This is a genomic window from Nitratireductor sp. GISD-1A_MAKvit (genome assembly GCF_040819555.1).
In the GTDB taxonomy this organism is placed as follows: Bacteria; Pseudomonadota; Alphaproteobacteria; order Rhizobiales; family Rhizobiaceae; genus Nitratireductor.
On sequence record NZ_CP161920.1, the window covers coordinates 2,259,613 to 2,274,152 of the forward strand.

Sequence of the window (14,540 nt, forward strand, 5' to 3'; positions counted from 1 at the left end):
CGGATGGGCGCGACTTGCGTTCCTGATCCATAATCAGTCGCTTGCCGCACGTCTTTCCCGATTCATCCGGTTGCGCCAAAACCCGATGCAGGAACAGCGCCCCAGCTGCTTGCAGCGTTGATTAATCTGCCTCGCTCTCAAGACCTTGCAGCGGGCAGGGCAAGGCGGTCGGCGGGGGCGTCAAAGGGCTGCCCGTAAGGATGCGACTTTCCCCATGATCTGATGGTGGTTGCGGCCAAACCTCGGGTGAGCCCGAATTCGCATCCCGACGAAAGCGCTTGACAGATCGTTGATTGACGTCACTAATTATCTAACCGTTTGTTTAATTAGGGGAACAAAAATGAAGAGCAAAACACTTGCCGCACGCTTGATTTCCGCGACATTCGCGGCATCAGCGATCCTTGCAACTCCAGCCCTCGCCGACGAGTGGAAGCCGGCCGAGCCGGTCACGATCATCGTTCCGTGGTCCGCCGGTGGCTCCACCGACACGGTCACCCGTGTTGTCGCGGGAGAGTTGAGCAAGGCCTTTGGACAGAACTTCGTCATCATCAACCAGCCGGGCGCTTCGGGCTCCGTTGGTACCCGCGCGGTCTGGGAGGCGGCGCATGACGGCATGACAATGGCTGCTGGCGCTGCCGCAGATCTCGGCGCTTATCCCGTCTTCGGCACGCTGGACGCGACGCTCGATCAGTGGCGTCTTTATCTCCATGTGGCCAATCCCGGCCTCGTGTCGGTGCGTGCCGACAGCGAGTGGGAAGATTTTGGCGATCTTCTGGAAGCCATGAAGTCGGCAAGCGAGCCGATTACCGTATCCTCCGGCGGACTTTCCTCTGCAACCGCAATCTCCATGCAGGCTCTCGAAAAGGCAGCGCCCGGCATCAGTTACCGGCAGATCGTCTATGAGGGGGGCAATCCTGCCGTCATCTCCACGGTTTCGGGTGAAACCCAGTTCACCGCCCAGACGGCAACCGAGCAGGTGGACATGATCCGAGCCGGGCGGCTCAAGCCTCTCGCCGTGATCGCCGATCAGCCGCTTGAACTTGAGGGCTACGGCACGGTTCCGCCAGTCACCGACTGGCTGCCGGAAGTTGCGAGCGCACCAAACTTCTTCGGCATTTACATTCCCGCCGATGCGCCCAAAGAGGTGCTTGATGCGATGGACAGGGTCTGGGCGGAAAAGATCGCCAATTCCGAAGTCATGAAGAACCATGCCGCCGAGCGCGGCGCGCTCTTCAAGGCGACCTATGGCGAAGAGGCAGCCAAGACCGCGCTTCCCTTCCTTTCGATCAATGCCTGGCAGCAGTTCGACAGCGGCGCTGCACCCAATGATCCGAGCGAGTTCGGCATTCCGCGCCCGTAGTAACACTTGTTATGGGCTCCCCCGCGACAGGCGGGGGAGCCTCGGTCACTTCACCTTTCTGCAACCGAAAACGTCTCGCAGTCAGGGGCCGGGCTACGCTGGCTCTTTCTGTCGACAGGCATGGGCATGGACGGACTCACACAATTCCTGAGCGCGATCGTCGAGATCGGGTTTTCCGCGCAGATCATCGTTGTTTTCTGGGCCACGCTCCTCGGCATCACCGTGGGCATGATCCCCGGCCTGACCGCGACACTGGGCGTCGCGCTGGTGACGACGCTGACCTTCACGATGGAACAGAACACGGCAATCCTGGTTCTGATCTGCGTTTACATAGGAGCGATTTACGGCGGCGGGCGTACGGCCATTCTGCTCAACATTCCCGGCACGCCGGCCAATGCCGCTTCCGCGCTTGAAGGTTTTCCGCTGGCCCGGAAAGGGCGGGCAGGCGAGGCGATGGCGGTTGCCACCACGGGCTCGTTTCTGGGCTCGGTGGTCGGCATGGTGGGGCTGGCCCTGGTCGCGCCCTGGCTTGCCGAATTCGCGCTTGATTTTACCTCTTTCGAGTTCTTCTGGCTTGCCGTCTTCGGCATCGTGCTATGCGGTCAGCTCACGGCGATGGACGACGCACTGAAAGGCTGGACCGCGGGATTCTTCGGTCTTCTGATCGCCATGGTCGGGCAGGAGAGCATTCATGCCTATGCCCGTTTTTCCTATGGAATTCGCGATCTTGAAGGCGGGTTTGGCCTTTTGCCGGTGCTTGTCGGCGCCTTTGGCTGCACGGAAGTCTTCATCGTCATGCGGCAGGAAGCGACCCGCGCCGTCGCCGGCAAGGTGACCGGGGTCTTCCGCTCCGCGCTTTCCTCCTTCAGCCATGCGCGCACCTGGCTGCGTTCCGGCTTCATCGGCACCTTCATGGGCGTTGTTCCCGGCGTCGGCGAGGATATGGGGGCCTGGGTTTCCTACGCTGCTGCAAAACGGGCATCCAAACGCAAGGAAGAATACGGGCAGGGCTCGACCGAAGGACTGCTCGCCGCCGAGACCGGCAACAACGCGGCCGTGCCCGGCGCGCTGATCCCGGTTCTGACGCTTGCCATACCCGGGTCCGCGCCGGCGGCAGTTCTTCTGGCAGCCATGATCATTCACGGTCTGCGGCCCGGTCCCCTGATCATGATCACCCAGGCCGATTTCTTCTATTCGGTCGTGGCCATGGTGTTCTGGGCCAGCTGCGCCATGCTCATCCTCGGCCTGCTTCTCACACGGCCGCTGCTGCTCATCCTCAAGGTTCGGCGCGAATGGCTGATGGGCATCATCTTCGTGCTGTGCACCGTCGGTGCTTTCGCCATCGCCGGCCGCATCTTCGATGTCTGGGTGATGATCGGTTTCGGCCTGATCGGCTTCATGATGCGCGAGGCCGGTTTCCCGGTCGCTCCCATGATCCTTGGTGTCGTGCTCGGGCCGATCCTCGACAACAATCTGCGCCGCAGCCTCGCGCTGACGCAGGGCGACCCGGTTCCCTTCGTGACGCGCCCGATAAGCGCGGTGATTGCGACACTGGTTTTCCTCATTATCATTTTCAGCCTGCCGCCAGTGCGTCGCCGCCTGGCCACCCTGCGCACACGCTTTGCCGGAGGTGAGCGATGAGCGTCAAAAGTATCCTTCTGTGCGGTTTCGGTGCCTTCGGTGCGCAGCATGCGCTCGCCTGGCAGCAGAGCGCCACGGCGCCCCGCCTGTATGTCAGCGACCCCGACCCTGCAGCCCGCGACAGGGCGGGTGCCCTGGGCCTCGATCATGTCACGGAGGACCCGTCCGCCTATCTCGACCAGGTCGATCTCGTTGACATTGTCACGCCGCCACGGCTGCATTTGTCCGTTGCGCTGGCCGCTCTTGAGCGCGGCAAGCATGTCTTCCTCGAAAAGCCGGCGGTCGCGTCGGTGGGGGAGGCGAAGCAGCTTCTGGATGCGGTGAAACGTTCAGGCTGTTCTGTCCAGATCGGCTTTGTTCTGCGCTGTCATCCGCTTGTCGAGAAAGCGAAGACGCTGCTTGCATCCGGCGCCATCGGTCGCCTGCTTGCGGTGGAAGGAGACTTCTCGGGCTGGAAACGCATGCGTGACGATTCCACCGTCATCGAGAATGACGGTGTGCATTTCCTTGACCTCATGCGCCATCTGGCGGGCGTCCCCATTCACTCGGTTGAGGCCCGTGGGGTGAGCCTGCTCGGCGCTCAAGAAGACGATGACATCCGCATCGATCTGACTTTTGTGAATGGTGTGTCGGGCCGCCTGCGGCTCGGCATCCTGGCCTGTGGTGAATTGGAAGACGATTTCATGCCGGGTGCCGTGACCACAAAGCAGCTTCGGCTGATCGGCGATGGCGGCAACATCGTCCTGGACTTCAACCGCAACACGCTGACGCAGGCGCAGGTCTCTTACACACCCAAGTCTGGCGGCTGGAACGTCTCTCCCGGCAGCATATCGAGCGAACAGGTGATCGGCGTTACGCCGCCGTCGCTTTTGGCCAAGAGCTTCGATCTGTTCGTCTCCGCCGTCGAAAGCGGCGCGGCGACCCTTTGCGGTGTCGGTGAGGGGGCTTTGGAAATGGCCTCCCTTCTTGAAGCCATTGAACGGGCGCTTGTTCGCAAGCCTCTTCCTCAGGTCGCTTTGGAAAAGGGAGACTGACGATGCGCACCATCAACAGAACCGATTTTCTCTCCGGTCTCGTCGTGGCCGCACTGGGCGCTGCCGGGCTGGTTGAAGCTCTGCGCATGCCACGCTTCGAGGCGCGCGGTGCGGATCCGTTCACCGTGCCGGGGCTTACGCCCGGGCTTCTGAGCACGGTCTTGTGCGTGCTGGGTGTCGTTTTGCTGTTGCGCGGCATTTCGGGCCGGGTTCTTGCAGAGGGCGCGCGGCCCAGCATCACGCAATGGAGCCGCGCCAGTGCAATCCGCACGCTCTTCACCATCGTGATGGTGCTTGTCTATGGCACGCTTCTGTTCGGCCGCATGCCCTTCCTCTACGCCACCGCACTTTTCGTTTTCGTCTTCACGCTGGGGGCAGAGCTGATCGATACCGAACGGCGCAAGCCCGTCTGGCAACTCGTGATCGGCGCACTCGCGCTGGCTGGCATAGCCGCCTTTGCCATCGATTTCGTGTTCACGGACCTCTTCCTTGTTCGGCTTCCGGGATAATGCGATGAAACTCTCTTTGTGCAATGAAGTCTTGCGTGACCTTCCATTCGAGGAGCAGTGTCGTCTGGCTGCCGCTCTTCGGTATGACGGGCTGGAGATTGCGCCTTTCACCCTGTCGGACGAACCTGCCTCGGTTCCTCTCGCAGAGCGCCGGCGGCTGCGCCAGGTGGCTGCCGATTTCGGGATCGAGATCACCGGACTGCACTGGCTCTTGACGGCACCGGCGGGACTTTCCCTGACGAGTGACAACGAGAGCGTTGCCAGCCGCACCCGCGATCACATGCTGGCGATGGTCGAGCTCTGTTCCGACCTTGGCGGCAGTGTGCTCATCCATGGGTCGCCCGGTCAGCGGCAGCTTCGCGACGCTGCTTCGCCAGAGCGTGCGCGCGAGATCGCCGCGGCGCATCTCGCTGCGGCAGCGGATGCAGCGGCCCGGGCCGGTGTTGTTTACTGCATCGAACCGCTTGCACCCTCCATGGACGATTTCGTCAACACGGTTGCCGACGCGGTGAAGCTGGTCGAAACCATTGGCTCGACTGGCTTTGCGACCATGCTCGACACCTTTGCCGCGGTGGGCGGCGAAGCCGAGCCAGCCGAAGCCGTTCTGGACCGATATCTGCCGGGCGGTCATGTGCGTCACATTCATTTCAACGACCGCTCGAAGCGTGGGCCGGGGCTTGGCGAAGATCGGTTTGCGCCAATCATCGATTGTCTCGTCCGGCACAACTATGACGGCGTGATCGCCGTGGAACCTTTTGACTACCACCCCGACGGGACGGGTGTGGCTGCCTATGCTGCGGGTTATGTCCGGGGACTTTTTGAAATGCGGAAGGAGCATCCATGAGTACTGCCAGGCTCAAGATAATCGGTGGCCGCATCGGCATTGCCAATGCGTTTGCGCGCATGCCCTTCCGTTTCGGTGTCGTCACCATGGAGGCGGCTGCCAGCGCCACGCTGGAGCTTGAGGTTTTCGTCGATGGTCAGCCTGTCCTCGGCTACGCTTCCGATCTTCTTGCCTATAAATGGTTCGACAAGCGTCCGGAAAAGACACCGGCTGACAATGTCGCAGACCTGCTCTGGGTGATCGAGGAGGCACTGACCGTGGCAACCGCCCTGTCGGAAGGGTCTGTCTTCTCCCTGTGGCGGCAGCTTGACGAAGAGGTCGACCGGCGGGCGCTTTCAGCCGGGTTTAACCGGCTCGGTGCCTCCTTCGGTGTTTCGATGGTGGAGCGCGCCATGATCGACGCGCTGGGACGGGCGACCGGGCAAGGCTTTTTCGACATGGTGCGCAACAATGCGTTTGGCATTGAGGGCGGCGCGGTCTTTCCCGAACTTGCGGGCATGCCGCCAGCCTACATCCTTCCCGACAGACCGCTGGAGCGTATCGCGTTGCGCCATACGGTCGGTCTGGTCGATCCGATCGAGGCGGAAGACATCGCGCCGGCGGACCGGCTTGACGATGGACTGCCCGAAACTCTTGCCGATTATATCGAGCAGGACGATCTGAGCTATCTCAAGATCAAGATCGCGGGTGACCCAGCCTCGGATATGGCCCGGCTTGAGCGCATCGCCGCATTGATGGAACGGACCGGCAGGGCATTCGCACTGACGCTCGATGGCAATGAACAATATAGCCGGCTTGAGGATTTCGCGGCGCTGATGGACGCCATCCGCGCCAACCCGGCGCTTGAGCGCTTCTATCAGTCGATCCTTTTCATCGAGCAGCCGCTGGAACGGTCGGTTGCACTTTCGGCGCCGCTCGACCCTCACGCTCTCAGGGCAATCGGCAAACCGCTCCTGATCGACGAGGCCGATGGCTGGACGCGCGCCTATCATGAAGCGATTGCGCTCGGTTATCGCGGCGTGAGCCACAAGAACTGCAAGGGGGTGATCCGTTCCCTGTTGAACGCGATGATCGCGGCCGAGCGCAATCGCGCGGCAGGGCAGGGCACCTACTTCCAGTCGGCAGAAGATCTGACCTGCCTTCCGGTTGTTTCCCTGCAAGCCGATCTCGCCGTCGTGGCCGCCCTTGGCATCACGCATGTGGAGCGCAATGGACACCACTACTTCCACGGCCTTAAGCACCTGCCCGCATGTGAGGCGGAGGCCGCACTTGCCGCCCATCCCGATCTTTATCGGCGCGAGGGGGCTTCCATCGTGACCGCCATCAATGGCGGCGCGCTCGATGTCGCCTCATTGCAGGTCCCCGGCATGGGGTTTGCCTGTCTGCCCGACCTTGGCCAGCGCACCCGCGCGACCGACTGGACTTTCACTAGCCTCAACAAAAGCGATGCCGGACATGCCGGCACAGGAGACTGAGACCATGACCCGATCACTGCCAGACACAATTCTGGATGAAGCCCAGCTCGAAGACATGCTGTCTCAGCCAAGCGACCGCCTCGTATCCGTACTCGCCGAGCTCGATGGAGACATCACGATCCTTGGCGTTGGCGGCAAGATGGGCCCGACGCTGGCGCGGATGGCAAAGCGTGCCGCGCCCCACAAGCGTGTCATTGGTGTTGCGCGCTTCTCGGAGCCCGGCCTCAAGGAAAAGCTGGAAGGCTGGGGCATCGAGACCGTCTCCTGCGATCTGCTCGATCGCGAAGCGGTCGAGCGCCTGGAGAAAACCGAAAACGTGATCTTCATGGCGGGCCGCAAATTCGGCTCCAGCGGCAATCAGGGCCTGACATGGGCGATGAATGTTCATGTGCCAGCAATCGTCGCCGAAGCGTTCAGGGCGTCGCGCATCGTCGCTTTCTCCACCGCCTGCGTTTATCCTTTCATCAAGATTACCGAGCAGGGTGCGCGCGAGGATGTGGTGCTCGATCCCCCCGGCGAATATGCCAATTCCTGTGTCGGGCGCGAGCGCATGTTCGAGCATTTTGCAAGCGTGCATGGAACCCGCGTGGCGCTGGTCCGGCTCTCCTACGCGATCGATTTGCGCTATGGCGTCCTGCACGATGTCGCAAACGCGGTCCAGCAGGGCGAGCCCGTGCAGATCGACAGCGGCCATTGCAATGTCATCTGGCAGGGGGATGCAAACGACATTGCGTTGCAGTCTCTCGCGCATGCGGATAATCCGCCCTTCGTGCTCAATCTGTCCGGTCCCGAACTGGTCAATGTGCGCAGCCTGGCACAGAGATTTGGCGAGTTCTTCGACAAGGAGCCGGTTCTCGCAGGTTCCGAACAGGACGAGGCATGGATCGTTGACACGAGCCTGCAGCAGAAACTCTTCGGCTATCCCTCCGTGCCGCTGCCACGGTTGATCGAGTGGACGGCAAAATGGATGAAAGAGGGCGGGCGCTCGCTCGGCAAACCGACCCATTTCGAGGTGCGCGATGGAAAATACTGATCGGCCGTCGGCCGGAGCTGACGCCGGCCGGAAAGGCGCCTCCAAGACAGGGCAGAAAGCGACGCGTGACGCGGCAGCGACACGCGCACGAATTCTCAACGCGGCCTCGAAAGAGTTTGCGAAAAAGGGCCTCAAGGGAACGCGCATTGACGCGATTGCCAAGCGCGCTCGCTGCAACAAGGCTCTGATCTACCATTATTTCGGTAACAAGGAGGCCCTGTTCAGCACGGTTCTTGAGAGAAATTACGAGGCCATTCGCAGCGCCGAGCGGCAGCTGGATCTCGCTCACCGTGAACCCGTGGCCGCCATGCGCGAGCTCATCGGTTTCTCTTTCGACTATGTGAGCGCGCATCCGGAGTTCATATCGCTTATCAATGACGAGAACATGCATGGTGGTGTGCATGTGGCGCACTCGGCCAAGGCGAGGGACCTGAACAGCCCGCTCGTGGCGATGATCGACACGATCCTTGAGCGCGGGGAAGGCGAGGGCAAGTTCCGCTCCGGCGTCGATCCCGTGCAGCTCTACATATCCATCGCAAGCATCTGCTATTTCTTCATTGCCAACCGGTCCACACTGTCGGCGATCTTCGGTCTGCCGAAAACGCCGGAAGTGCTTGCGCAGCGCCGCGAGCACGTGATCGAGGTCATCCTGGGCTATTTGCGCCCGGAAGCCGACGGACAGGGCCCGCCTTCCATGCCGAAGGCCTGACGACGAAAGTTTCATCATGAAAATCAGTGATCTTCCCGCAACGCCACTTGCCGCCCTGCGCAGGGGAGGCGTGATCCCGGCACATCCTCTGGCGCTTAATGCCGAGCGCAGGCTCGATGAGCGCCGCCAGCGCGCCCTGTCGCGCTATTATCTCGATGCGGGTTCCATCGGGCTTGCTGTTGCCGTTCACACCACGCAGTTCGAGATCCGCGATCATGGTCTTCTGGAGCCGGTGCTTTCCCTTGCCGCGGAAGAGGCGAAGGCCCATGCGAGCACGCCCTTCATGGTCGCCGGCGCTGTCGGCGAAACCGCACAGGCTGTGCGCGAGGCCGAACTTGCACGGTCCAAAGGCTATCACGCAGTGCTTCTCAGTCTGGCCGCAATGAAAGAGGCGAGCGTCGACGAACTGATTGCGCATTGCCGCGCCGTCGCCGATGTCATCCCGGTTGTGGGCTTTTATCTGCAGACGGCCGTTGGCGGGCAGCCTCTGCCCTATTCATTCTGGCGGCGTTTTGCTGAAATCGAGAATGTGGTGGCGATCAAGATGGCGCCGTTCAATCGCTACCGCACGCTTGACGTGGTCCGCGCGGTCATTGATGCCCGTGCGGAAGACCGCATCACACTCTACACCGGAAATGACGATCACATCGTCTCCGATCTGATGACGAAGTTCACATTCATGCGCGACGGCGTGCCGGTCAGCGTGCGGATCAAGGGCGGGCTTCTGGGCCACTGGTCGGTCTGGACCCGCAAGGCGGTAGAGCTGATCGAGGAGATCCATGAGCGCCCCGACAGCAGAAGCGCCAGCGAATGGCTGGAGCTCGATGCCCGCACCACCGATGCCAATGGCGTTTTGTTCGATGTGGCAAACGATTTTGCCGGCTGCATTGCGTGCCTGCACGAAGTCCTGCGCCGGCAGGGGCTGCTCGAAGGAACCTGGTGCCTCAATCCCGACGAGACCATGGGGCCGGGCCAGATGGAAGAGCTCGAGCGCATCTTACGCGACTACCCCGAACTCAACGATGATGCATTCGTTGCTGCCAATCTGGAGCGCTGGCTAAAAGGCTGATCGCCCGCCAGCACAACGCGAATGCGCGGGCGGGTGGCAGAAGCCATCGCCGCGCCATTCGCTCCCGGATGCAGATCCGGTTCGCAAATCCGGTTTGCAAATACGTTTTCATGGCGGTCCGTTGGCTGGTCCGGCCACCCGTCATCCTGTGCAAATTTCCGGGGAGAATGAAAATCCTCTCCGCCAATTGCTCCCCCCGACCATATCAAAGGCATCGTGGCATGGGTTAGCTTCTGCGCTGGCGGAGCGGACCGCGTGGCTGAAAGCTCCTGCAATCTTGGAATTGGAAAGCTATTCCAATTCTGGAAATAGTGCGCTACAAGACTCCCAGGAGGACCCCGTGACTGTTGCTGCCGTTGAACGATGCCTGTCCATTCTCACCACGCTGGCCGGTGAGCGCGACCCGATGGAACTGACCGATATTGCGGTGCGCAACGGTCTGCCTGCTTCGGCAGTGCATCGCATTCTGACAACGCTTGCCACCCATGGCTGGGTGACCCAGGACCCGGACACCCAGCGTTACGCGCTGTCGTTGCGGATGAGCACTCTGGCCTTCAGGAACCTCGATGCCCGTGCCGTGCCCGAGATGGTGCAATCCGTGCTCGATGCACTTGCCCAGCGGACCCGCGAATATTGCCGCCTTGCCATCGTTGAGGGCGATGACCTCGTATGGGTGGCGCGGGCGCAGGGAGCAACGTCGAGCCTGCGCTATGAGCCGCCCATGGGACAGGAGATCATTCTTCACGCGACGGCAAACGGAAAGGCGTGGCTTGCCACCCTTCCGGAAGAACAGGCGCTCGAACTGGTGCGGGAGCGCGGGTTCGATGTGAAGCGCGCGCTGGGGCCAAACAGCGTCTCCAGCATGAAGGAGCTCAAGGTCGCGCTCGAAGAGACGCGTGCTTTGGGATACGCCACGTCCATCGAGGAGGCGGAAGCCGGCACCATGGCACTTGCCGTTCCGTTCCATTCGGGGCTTGGGCCAAATGCCCGCGTTGCCGGGACGATCAGCGTTGCCGGGCCGCTGGTCCGCCTCACTCCGGACCGGCATGAAGAACTGGCGGGCCAGCTGCATGAAGCGGCGCGCGAGATCGGTGGTATCTGGCCTTTGCGAAACCGCCAGCGCGACCATTTTCCAAGCGGTTCTGCGCTTGACGAATTGCGCGGCAAGGGAGCCTAGCCATGCCCGTTCACCAGCGTGTCCTTCGCATCGTTGAGCCGATGATCTGGTTTGCCGGTCTGCTTGTTCTCTGGGAATTGGCAGTGCGACTGGGAAATGTCCCCTCCTATGTACTGCCGGCTCCAAGCGAATTCATGCTGCGGATTTTTACTGATTATCAGCGCCTGGGCTATCACGGACTGATCACGACGAAGCTGATCATCTACGGTTTTCTGGCTGGCGCTATACCGGGCGTTATGCTGGGCTATCTCGTCGCCCGCTCGAAACTGGCCGAGCTCACGCTCTATCCCATGGTGGTGTTCATCCAGGGGCTGCCGAAGATCACGCTCGCGCCGCTGATGCTCGTATGGTTCGGTTTTGCCGACTTCCCCAAAATCCTGCTGACGGCACTCATCACGTTTTTCCCGGTGCTGGTGGACAGCGCCCATGGTTTCCGCTCGATCGACCGGCGCCAATATTACCTGTCGAAATCCGTCGGCGCCTCCTGGTGGCAGACATTTCGCCTTTTTGAACTGCCCTCCGCAGCGCCAAGTATTTTTGCCGGTTTCAAGACGACGATCGTCATCGCCGTGACCGTCGTGATCGTTGTCGAGTGGCTCAATTCGCAGGACGGGCTTGGATATCTCGTGCTGCGTGGAATGGACAGTTCCGACACCTCGCTCATATTCGCGGTTCTGGTTGTGGGATCGCTGATCGGTGTGTTGCTGAGTGCCGGAATGGCAATGATCGAAAGGGTTTGCCTGCCCTGGAAGCAGGTTTGACTGCATTGCCGTTGCGGTCTCGCACCGCGCGGCAGGTTGGGAACAGAACGACAAAGGAGGAGTGTCGATGAAAACTCGTATCAAGCTTGCAGCGGGAATGATGTTTGCCGCTGCAGCCATGTTGCCGGGGGCAGGTGCACTGGCCCAGGACAAGATCACAATGCAGATGAACTGGACCGCCGACACCGCGCATCTTGGGTTCGCCCTGGCGCAGGTAAAGGGCATTTATGCGGATCACGACCTTGAGGTGGAGCTGGTCGAAGGCCGCGGATCGGCCGTTGCCGCGCAGCTTGTCGCCACGGGACAGACGGATATCGGTTATGCCGACACGGTGGCCACGCTCAACGTCGCCTCGCAGGGCGCGCCGATCAAGATCATCTCGACGATCTGGAAATCGGGACAGTTCGGCATTCAGTATCTGGCCGATTCCGGCATCAGTGAGCCCAAGGATCTGGTGGGCAAGAAGCTGGCCGTGTCACCCGGCTCCGCCATGCTGCCGCTGATACCGGTCTTTCTGAAGGCCAATGGCATCGAGGAAGGCGAAGTCGAGATCGTCAATGCCGCCGAAAGCGCCTTCATCGGTCTTCTGACCTCCGGTCAGGTGGACGCGGTCTCCCAGACACCGGAAAACATCGTGGTGCCGCTGGCTGCCGAAGGCATCGAGGCGGGGAACATGTATTTCTACAACAATGGCGTTCCGCTCGCGAGCCTCAGCCTTGTGGCACGCGAAGACAGGCTCGCCGAGCGCCCTGATGTCTATCGCCGCTTTATCGAGGCGACGGCCGAAGGATGGAAGGCTGCGATGGAAGACCCGAAAGCTGCCATCGAAGCGATTTACGAGGTTTTTCCCGAAACCGAACACCCGCGTGAAGCGCTGACCCAGTCTGCCGACTACAGCTTTTCGTCGGTCTGCCCGGGCGGGCAGGGGGACATCATCGGCATGACCCCGACCGAGACCTGGGACACGATGTATCAGGTGATGACGACGACCATGGACCTTTCTGCCGATCGTCCCGTCACCGACTACTACACGAACGATTACGTTCCCGAAAACGCGGTGACCTGCCCGTAACAGGCAACACTGTTTCCCACCGGAGGCGTGTTGCGCCTCCGGTCCATGATGACCTGTGAATGCGGCGCGCCCGATGGCGTACCAGGCTCCGAGCAGACCATGACCGATCAAGTCACGACGAGAACAGGCAGCGCTTCAGCGGCTGCCGCCGATACGCGCACGACCGCCGACAGGCTGGTCGAAAGGATTGCAGCGATCCGTCGCTCCACCACCGCGTCAATTGCCGTCGCCATCGCTTCAGTGGCGCTTCTCCTGCTTTTCTGGGAGGGGCTGACATATGTCTACAACGTGCCGACCTGGCTCGTCCCAAGGCCCTCGCAGTTCCTCGACCGTCTGATCACGGACCGGGCGACCATCGGCTGGCACGCTCTTTGGACCTCGATCACCATCATCGAAGGCTTCGCACTCGGTGTTCTTGTGGCTGTTCCGCTGGCGCTTGCCATCGTGTCCGTCAAGGCATTCGAACGCGGTCTCTATCCGATGATCGTATTTCTCAACATCATGCCCAAAACCGTGATCGGGCCCATCCTCATCATCTGGTTCGGCATCGGTCCGCTCGTCTCGGCCCTGATCGTCTTTCTGATGTGCTTCTTCCCGATCCTGGTTGACGCCATGCTCGGCTTCAAGGCGATCGATCCGCGTCTTTACTACATCTCGCGCTCCATGGGGGCGAGCAGGCTGCAGACACTCTGGAAGGTTCGGCTTCCCGCCGCGATGCCACAGATATTCGCTGGAATGAAGATTGGCGTCGTCAAGGCAGTGGAGGGCGTGATCATCGCCGAGTTCATTGCCTCCGACAAGGGGCTCGGCTTCATGATCATGCAGGCGTCTGCCTTCATGGATATTTCCCTGATGTTCGCCGGTTTGATTGCGGCTGCGCTTGTCGCGCTCCTGTTCAACGGCACCATGGGGTTTCTTGAACACCGTCTTGCGCCGTGGGCGCAGGGCACCTGACTTCAACACCTGTTTGGGTATTTGCCTATGACCCCTTCCAATCAGACCAGGGAAACTCAGCCGGCGCCTACGGTGCCGAATGGAACGAGCGGTGTGTCAATCCGTGCACGGGGGCTGACCAAGGTCTTTGGCCACGGGGATGCAGCCTTCCACGCGCTCGGCCCCATCGATCTCGACGTAAAACCGGGAGAATTCGTCAGCCTCATCGGCCCGTCCGGTTGCGGCAAGAGCACCACGATGCTTCTGGCCTCCGGTCTGGAACCGTCGAGCTCGGGAACGCTCGAGGTCGACGGAAAACCGCTCACCCGGCCCATTTCGGAAGTCGGCATCGTGTTTCAGGACCATCTCCTGCTTGATTTCCGCACCGCCATGAAGAACGTGATGCTGCAGCAGGAGATCCGTGGCCTCGACCGGAAGGTCATGCAGGACCGGGCGAGGGAACTGTTCGTGCGCCTTGGCATCGAGGGGGCGGAGAACCGCTACCCGCGCCAGCTTTCCGGCGGCATGCGCCAGAGGGTGTCGATCGCACGCGCACTGGTGCACGACCCCACAATGCTCCTGATGGACGAGCCGTTCGGAGCGCTTGATGCGATAACGCGAACGCAGATCCGCCATGATCTCGAAATGCTCTGGCTCGAAACCCGCAAGACGGTGCTTTTCATCACCCACTCCATCGAGGAAGCCGTGGGTCTGTCCGACCGCGTGCTGGTGATGTCCAAGAGCCCGGGCAGGATCGTTGAGGAGATTCATATCGATTTGCCGCGCCCCCGGCCGGCCCATCTTGGAGAATATCCCGAGTTTTCCAAATATGCCGAACGCATCTACACGATTTTCGAGAAGCTGGGCGTTTACAGGTTCAGCCACAACAAGAGCTGACCCGGGTTGAACGGAAAAGCCAGCAT

General features: G+C 61.1%; 14 protein-coding genes. All 14 read left to right on the top strand.

Annotated features, from left to right (window positions below; genetic code table 11):
- Positions 1-340: 340 nt before the first annotated feature.
- On the top strand, positions 341-1,360 hold the full coding sequence (locus AB2N04_RS12060; protein WP_367714712.1) for a Bug family tripartite tricarboxylate transporter substrate binding protein: 1,020 nt from the start codon (positions 341-343) through the stop codon (positions 1,358-1,360).
- Between the two features lie 126 nt (positions 1,361-1,486).
- Positions 1,487-3,001, top strand: a complete 1,515-nt coding sequence (locus AB2N04_RS12065; RefSeq protein WP_367714713.1) for a tripartite tricarboxylate transporter permease — start codon at positions 1,487-1,489, stop codon at positions 2,999-3,001.
- Positions 2,998-4,035, top strand: coding sequence for a Gfo/Idh/MocA family protein (locus AB2N04_RS12070; RefSeq protein ID WP_367714714.1), 1,038 nt, complete (start codon positions 2,998-3,000; stop codon positions 4,033-4,035). Before AB2N04_RS12065 ends, AB2N04_RS12070 begins: the two co-directional genes overlap by 4 nt.
- Positions 4,036-4,037: 2 nt before the next feature.
- A complete protein-coding gene (locus tag AB2N04_RS12075) occupies positions 4,038-4,544 on the top strand; it encodes a tripartite tricarboxylate transporter TctB family protein (RefSeq protein ID WP_367714715.1) in 507 nt (168 codons plus the stop codon).
- Between the two features lie 4 nt (positions 4,545-4,548).
- Positions 4,549-5,388, top strand: a complete 840-nt coding sequence (locus tag AB2N04_RS12080) for a sugar phosphate isomerase/epimerase family protein (protein WP_367714716.1) — start codon at positions 4,549-4,551, stop codon at positions 5,386-5,388.
- On the top strand, positions 5,385-6,863 hold the full coding sequence (locus AB2N04_RS12085) for a mandelate racemase (protein WP_367714717.1): 1,479 nt from the start codon (positions 5,385-5,387) through the stop codon (positions 6,861-6,863). The genes AB2N04_RS12080 and AB2N04_RS12085 overlap by 4 nt, the downstream gene beginning before the upstream one ends.
- Before the next feature lie 4 nt (positions 6,864-6,867).
- Positions 6,868-7,896 carry an NAD-dependent epimerase/dehydratase family protein gene (locus AB2N04_RS12090; RefSeq protein ID WP_367714718.1) on the top strand — a complete coding sequence of 343 codons (1,029 nt, stop codon included), beginning with the start codon at positions 6,868-6,870 and terminating at the stop codon, positions 7,894-7,896.
- Positions 7,883-8,605 carry a TetR/AcrR family transcriptional regulator gene (locus AB2N04_RS12095; RefSeq protein ID WP_367714719.1) on the top strand — a complete coding sequence of 241 codons (723 nt, stop codon included), beginning with the start codon at positions 7,883-7,885 and terminating at the stop codon, positions 8,603-8,605. The genes AB2N04_RS12090 and AB2N04_RS12095 overlap by 14 nt, the downstream gene beginning before the upstream one ends.
- Before the next feature lie 16 nt (positions 8,606-8,621).
- Positions 8,622-9,674 (top strand): dihydrodipicolinate synthase family protein, encoded by a 1,053-nt coding sequence (locus AB2N04_RS12100; RefSeq protein WP_367714720.1) that lies wholly within the window; start codon positions 8,622-8,624, stop codon positions 9,672-9,674.
- A 340-nt stretch (positions 9,675-10,014) separates the two neighbouring features.
- Positions 10,015-10,851, top strand: coding sequence for an IclR family transcriptional regulator (locus tag AB2N04_RS12105; protein ID WP_367714721.1), 837 nt, complete (start codon positions 10,015-10,017; stop codon positions 10,849-10,851).
- Positions 10,852-10,853: 2 nt separating this feature from the next.
- Positions 10,854-11,612, top strand: a complete 759-nt coding sequence (locus AB2N04_RS12110; RefSeq protein ID WP_367714722.1) for an ABC transporter permease — start codon at positions 10,854-10,856, stop codon at positions 11,610-11,612.
- A gap of 67 nt (positions 11,613-11,679) precedes the next feature.
- Positions 11,680-12,684, top strand: coding sequence for an ABC transporter substrate-binding protein (locus AB2N04_RS12115; RefSeq protein ID WP_367714723.1), 1,005 nt, complete (start codon positions 11,680-11,682; stop codon positions 12,682-12,684).
- A 99-nt stretch (positions 12,685-12,783) separates the two neighbouring features.
- Entirely contained in the window at positions 12,784-13,638 is an 855-nt protein-coding gene (locus AB2N04_RS12120; protein WP_367714724.1) for an ABC transporter permease, read from the top strand.
- A gap of 93 nt (positions 13,639-13,731) precedes the next feature.
- On the top strand, positions 13,732-14,514 hold the full coding sequence (locus AB2N04_RS12125; RefSeq protein WP_367714725.1) for an ABC transporter ATP-binding protein: 783 nt from the start codon (positions 13,732-13,734) through the stop codon (positions 14,512-14,514).
- Positions 14,515-14,540: the final 26 nt, after the last annotated feature.

Coding starts and splice junctions, on each gene's coding strand:
- AB2N04_RS12060 (WP_367714712.1), top strand. CDS start 341: ATGAAGAGCAAAACACTTGCCGCACGCTTGATTTCCGCGACATTCGCG.
- AB2N04_RS12065 (WP_367714713.1), top strand. CDS start 1,487: ATGGACGGACTCACACAATTCCTGAGCGCGATCGTCGAGATCGGGTTT.
- AB2N04_RS12070 (WP_367714714.1), top strand. CDS start 2,998: ATGAGCGTCAAAAGTATCCTTCTGTGCGGTTTCGGTGCCTTCGGTGCG.
- AB2N04_RS12075 (WP_367714715.1), top strand. CDS start 4,038: ATGCGCACCATCAACAGAACCGATTTTCTCTCCGGTCTCGTCGTGGCC.
- AB2N04_RS12080 (WP_367714716.1), top strand. CDS start 4,549: ATGAAACTCTCTTTGTGCAATGAAGTCTTGCGTGACCTTCCATTCGAG.
- AB2N04_RS12085 (WP_367714717.1), top strand. CDS start 5,385: ATGAGTACTGCCAGGCTCAAGATAATCGGTGGCCGCATCGGCATTGCC.
- AB2N04_RS12090 (WP_367714718.1), top strand. CDS start 6,868: ATGACCCGATCACTGCCAGACACAATTCTGGATGAAGCCCAGCTCGAA.
- AB2N04_RS12095 (WP_367714719.1), top strand. CDS start 7,883: ATGGAAAATACTGATCGGCCGTCGGCCGGAGCTGACGCCGGCCGGAAA.
- AB2N04_RS12100 (WP_367714720.1), top strand. CDS start 8,622: ATGAAAATCAGTGATCTTCCCGCAACGCCACTTGCCGCCCTGCGCAGG.
- AB2N04_RS12110 (WP_367714722.1), top strand. CDS start 10,854: ATGCCCGTTCACCAGCGTGTCCTTCGCATCGTTGAGCCGATGATCTGG.
- AB2N04_RS12115 (WP_367714723.1), top strand. CDS start 11,680: ATGAAAACTCGTATCAAGCTTGCAGCGGGAATGATGTTTGCCGCTGCA.
- AB2N04_RS12120 (WP_367714724.1), top strand. CDS start 12,784: ATGACCGATCAAGTCACGACGAGAACAGGCAGCGCTTCAGCGGCTGCC.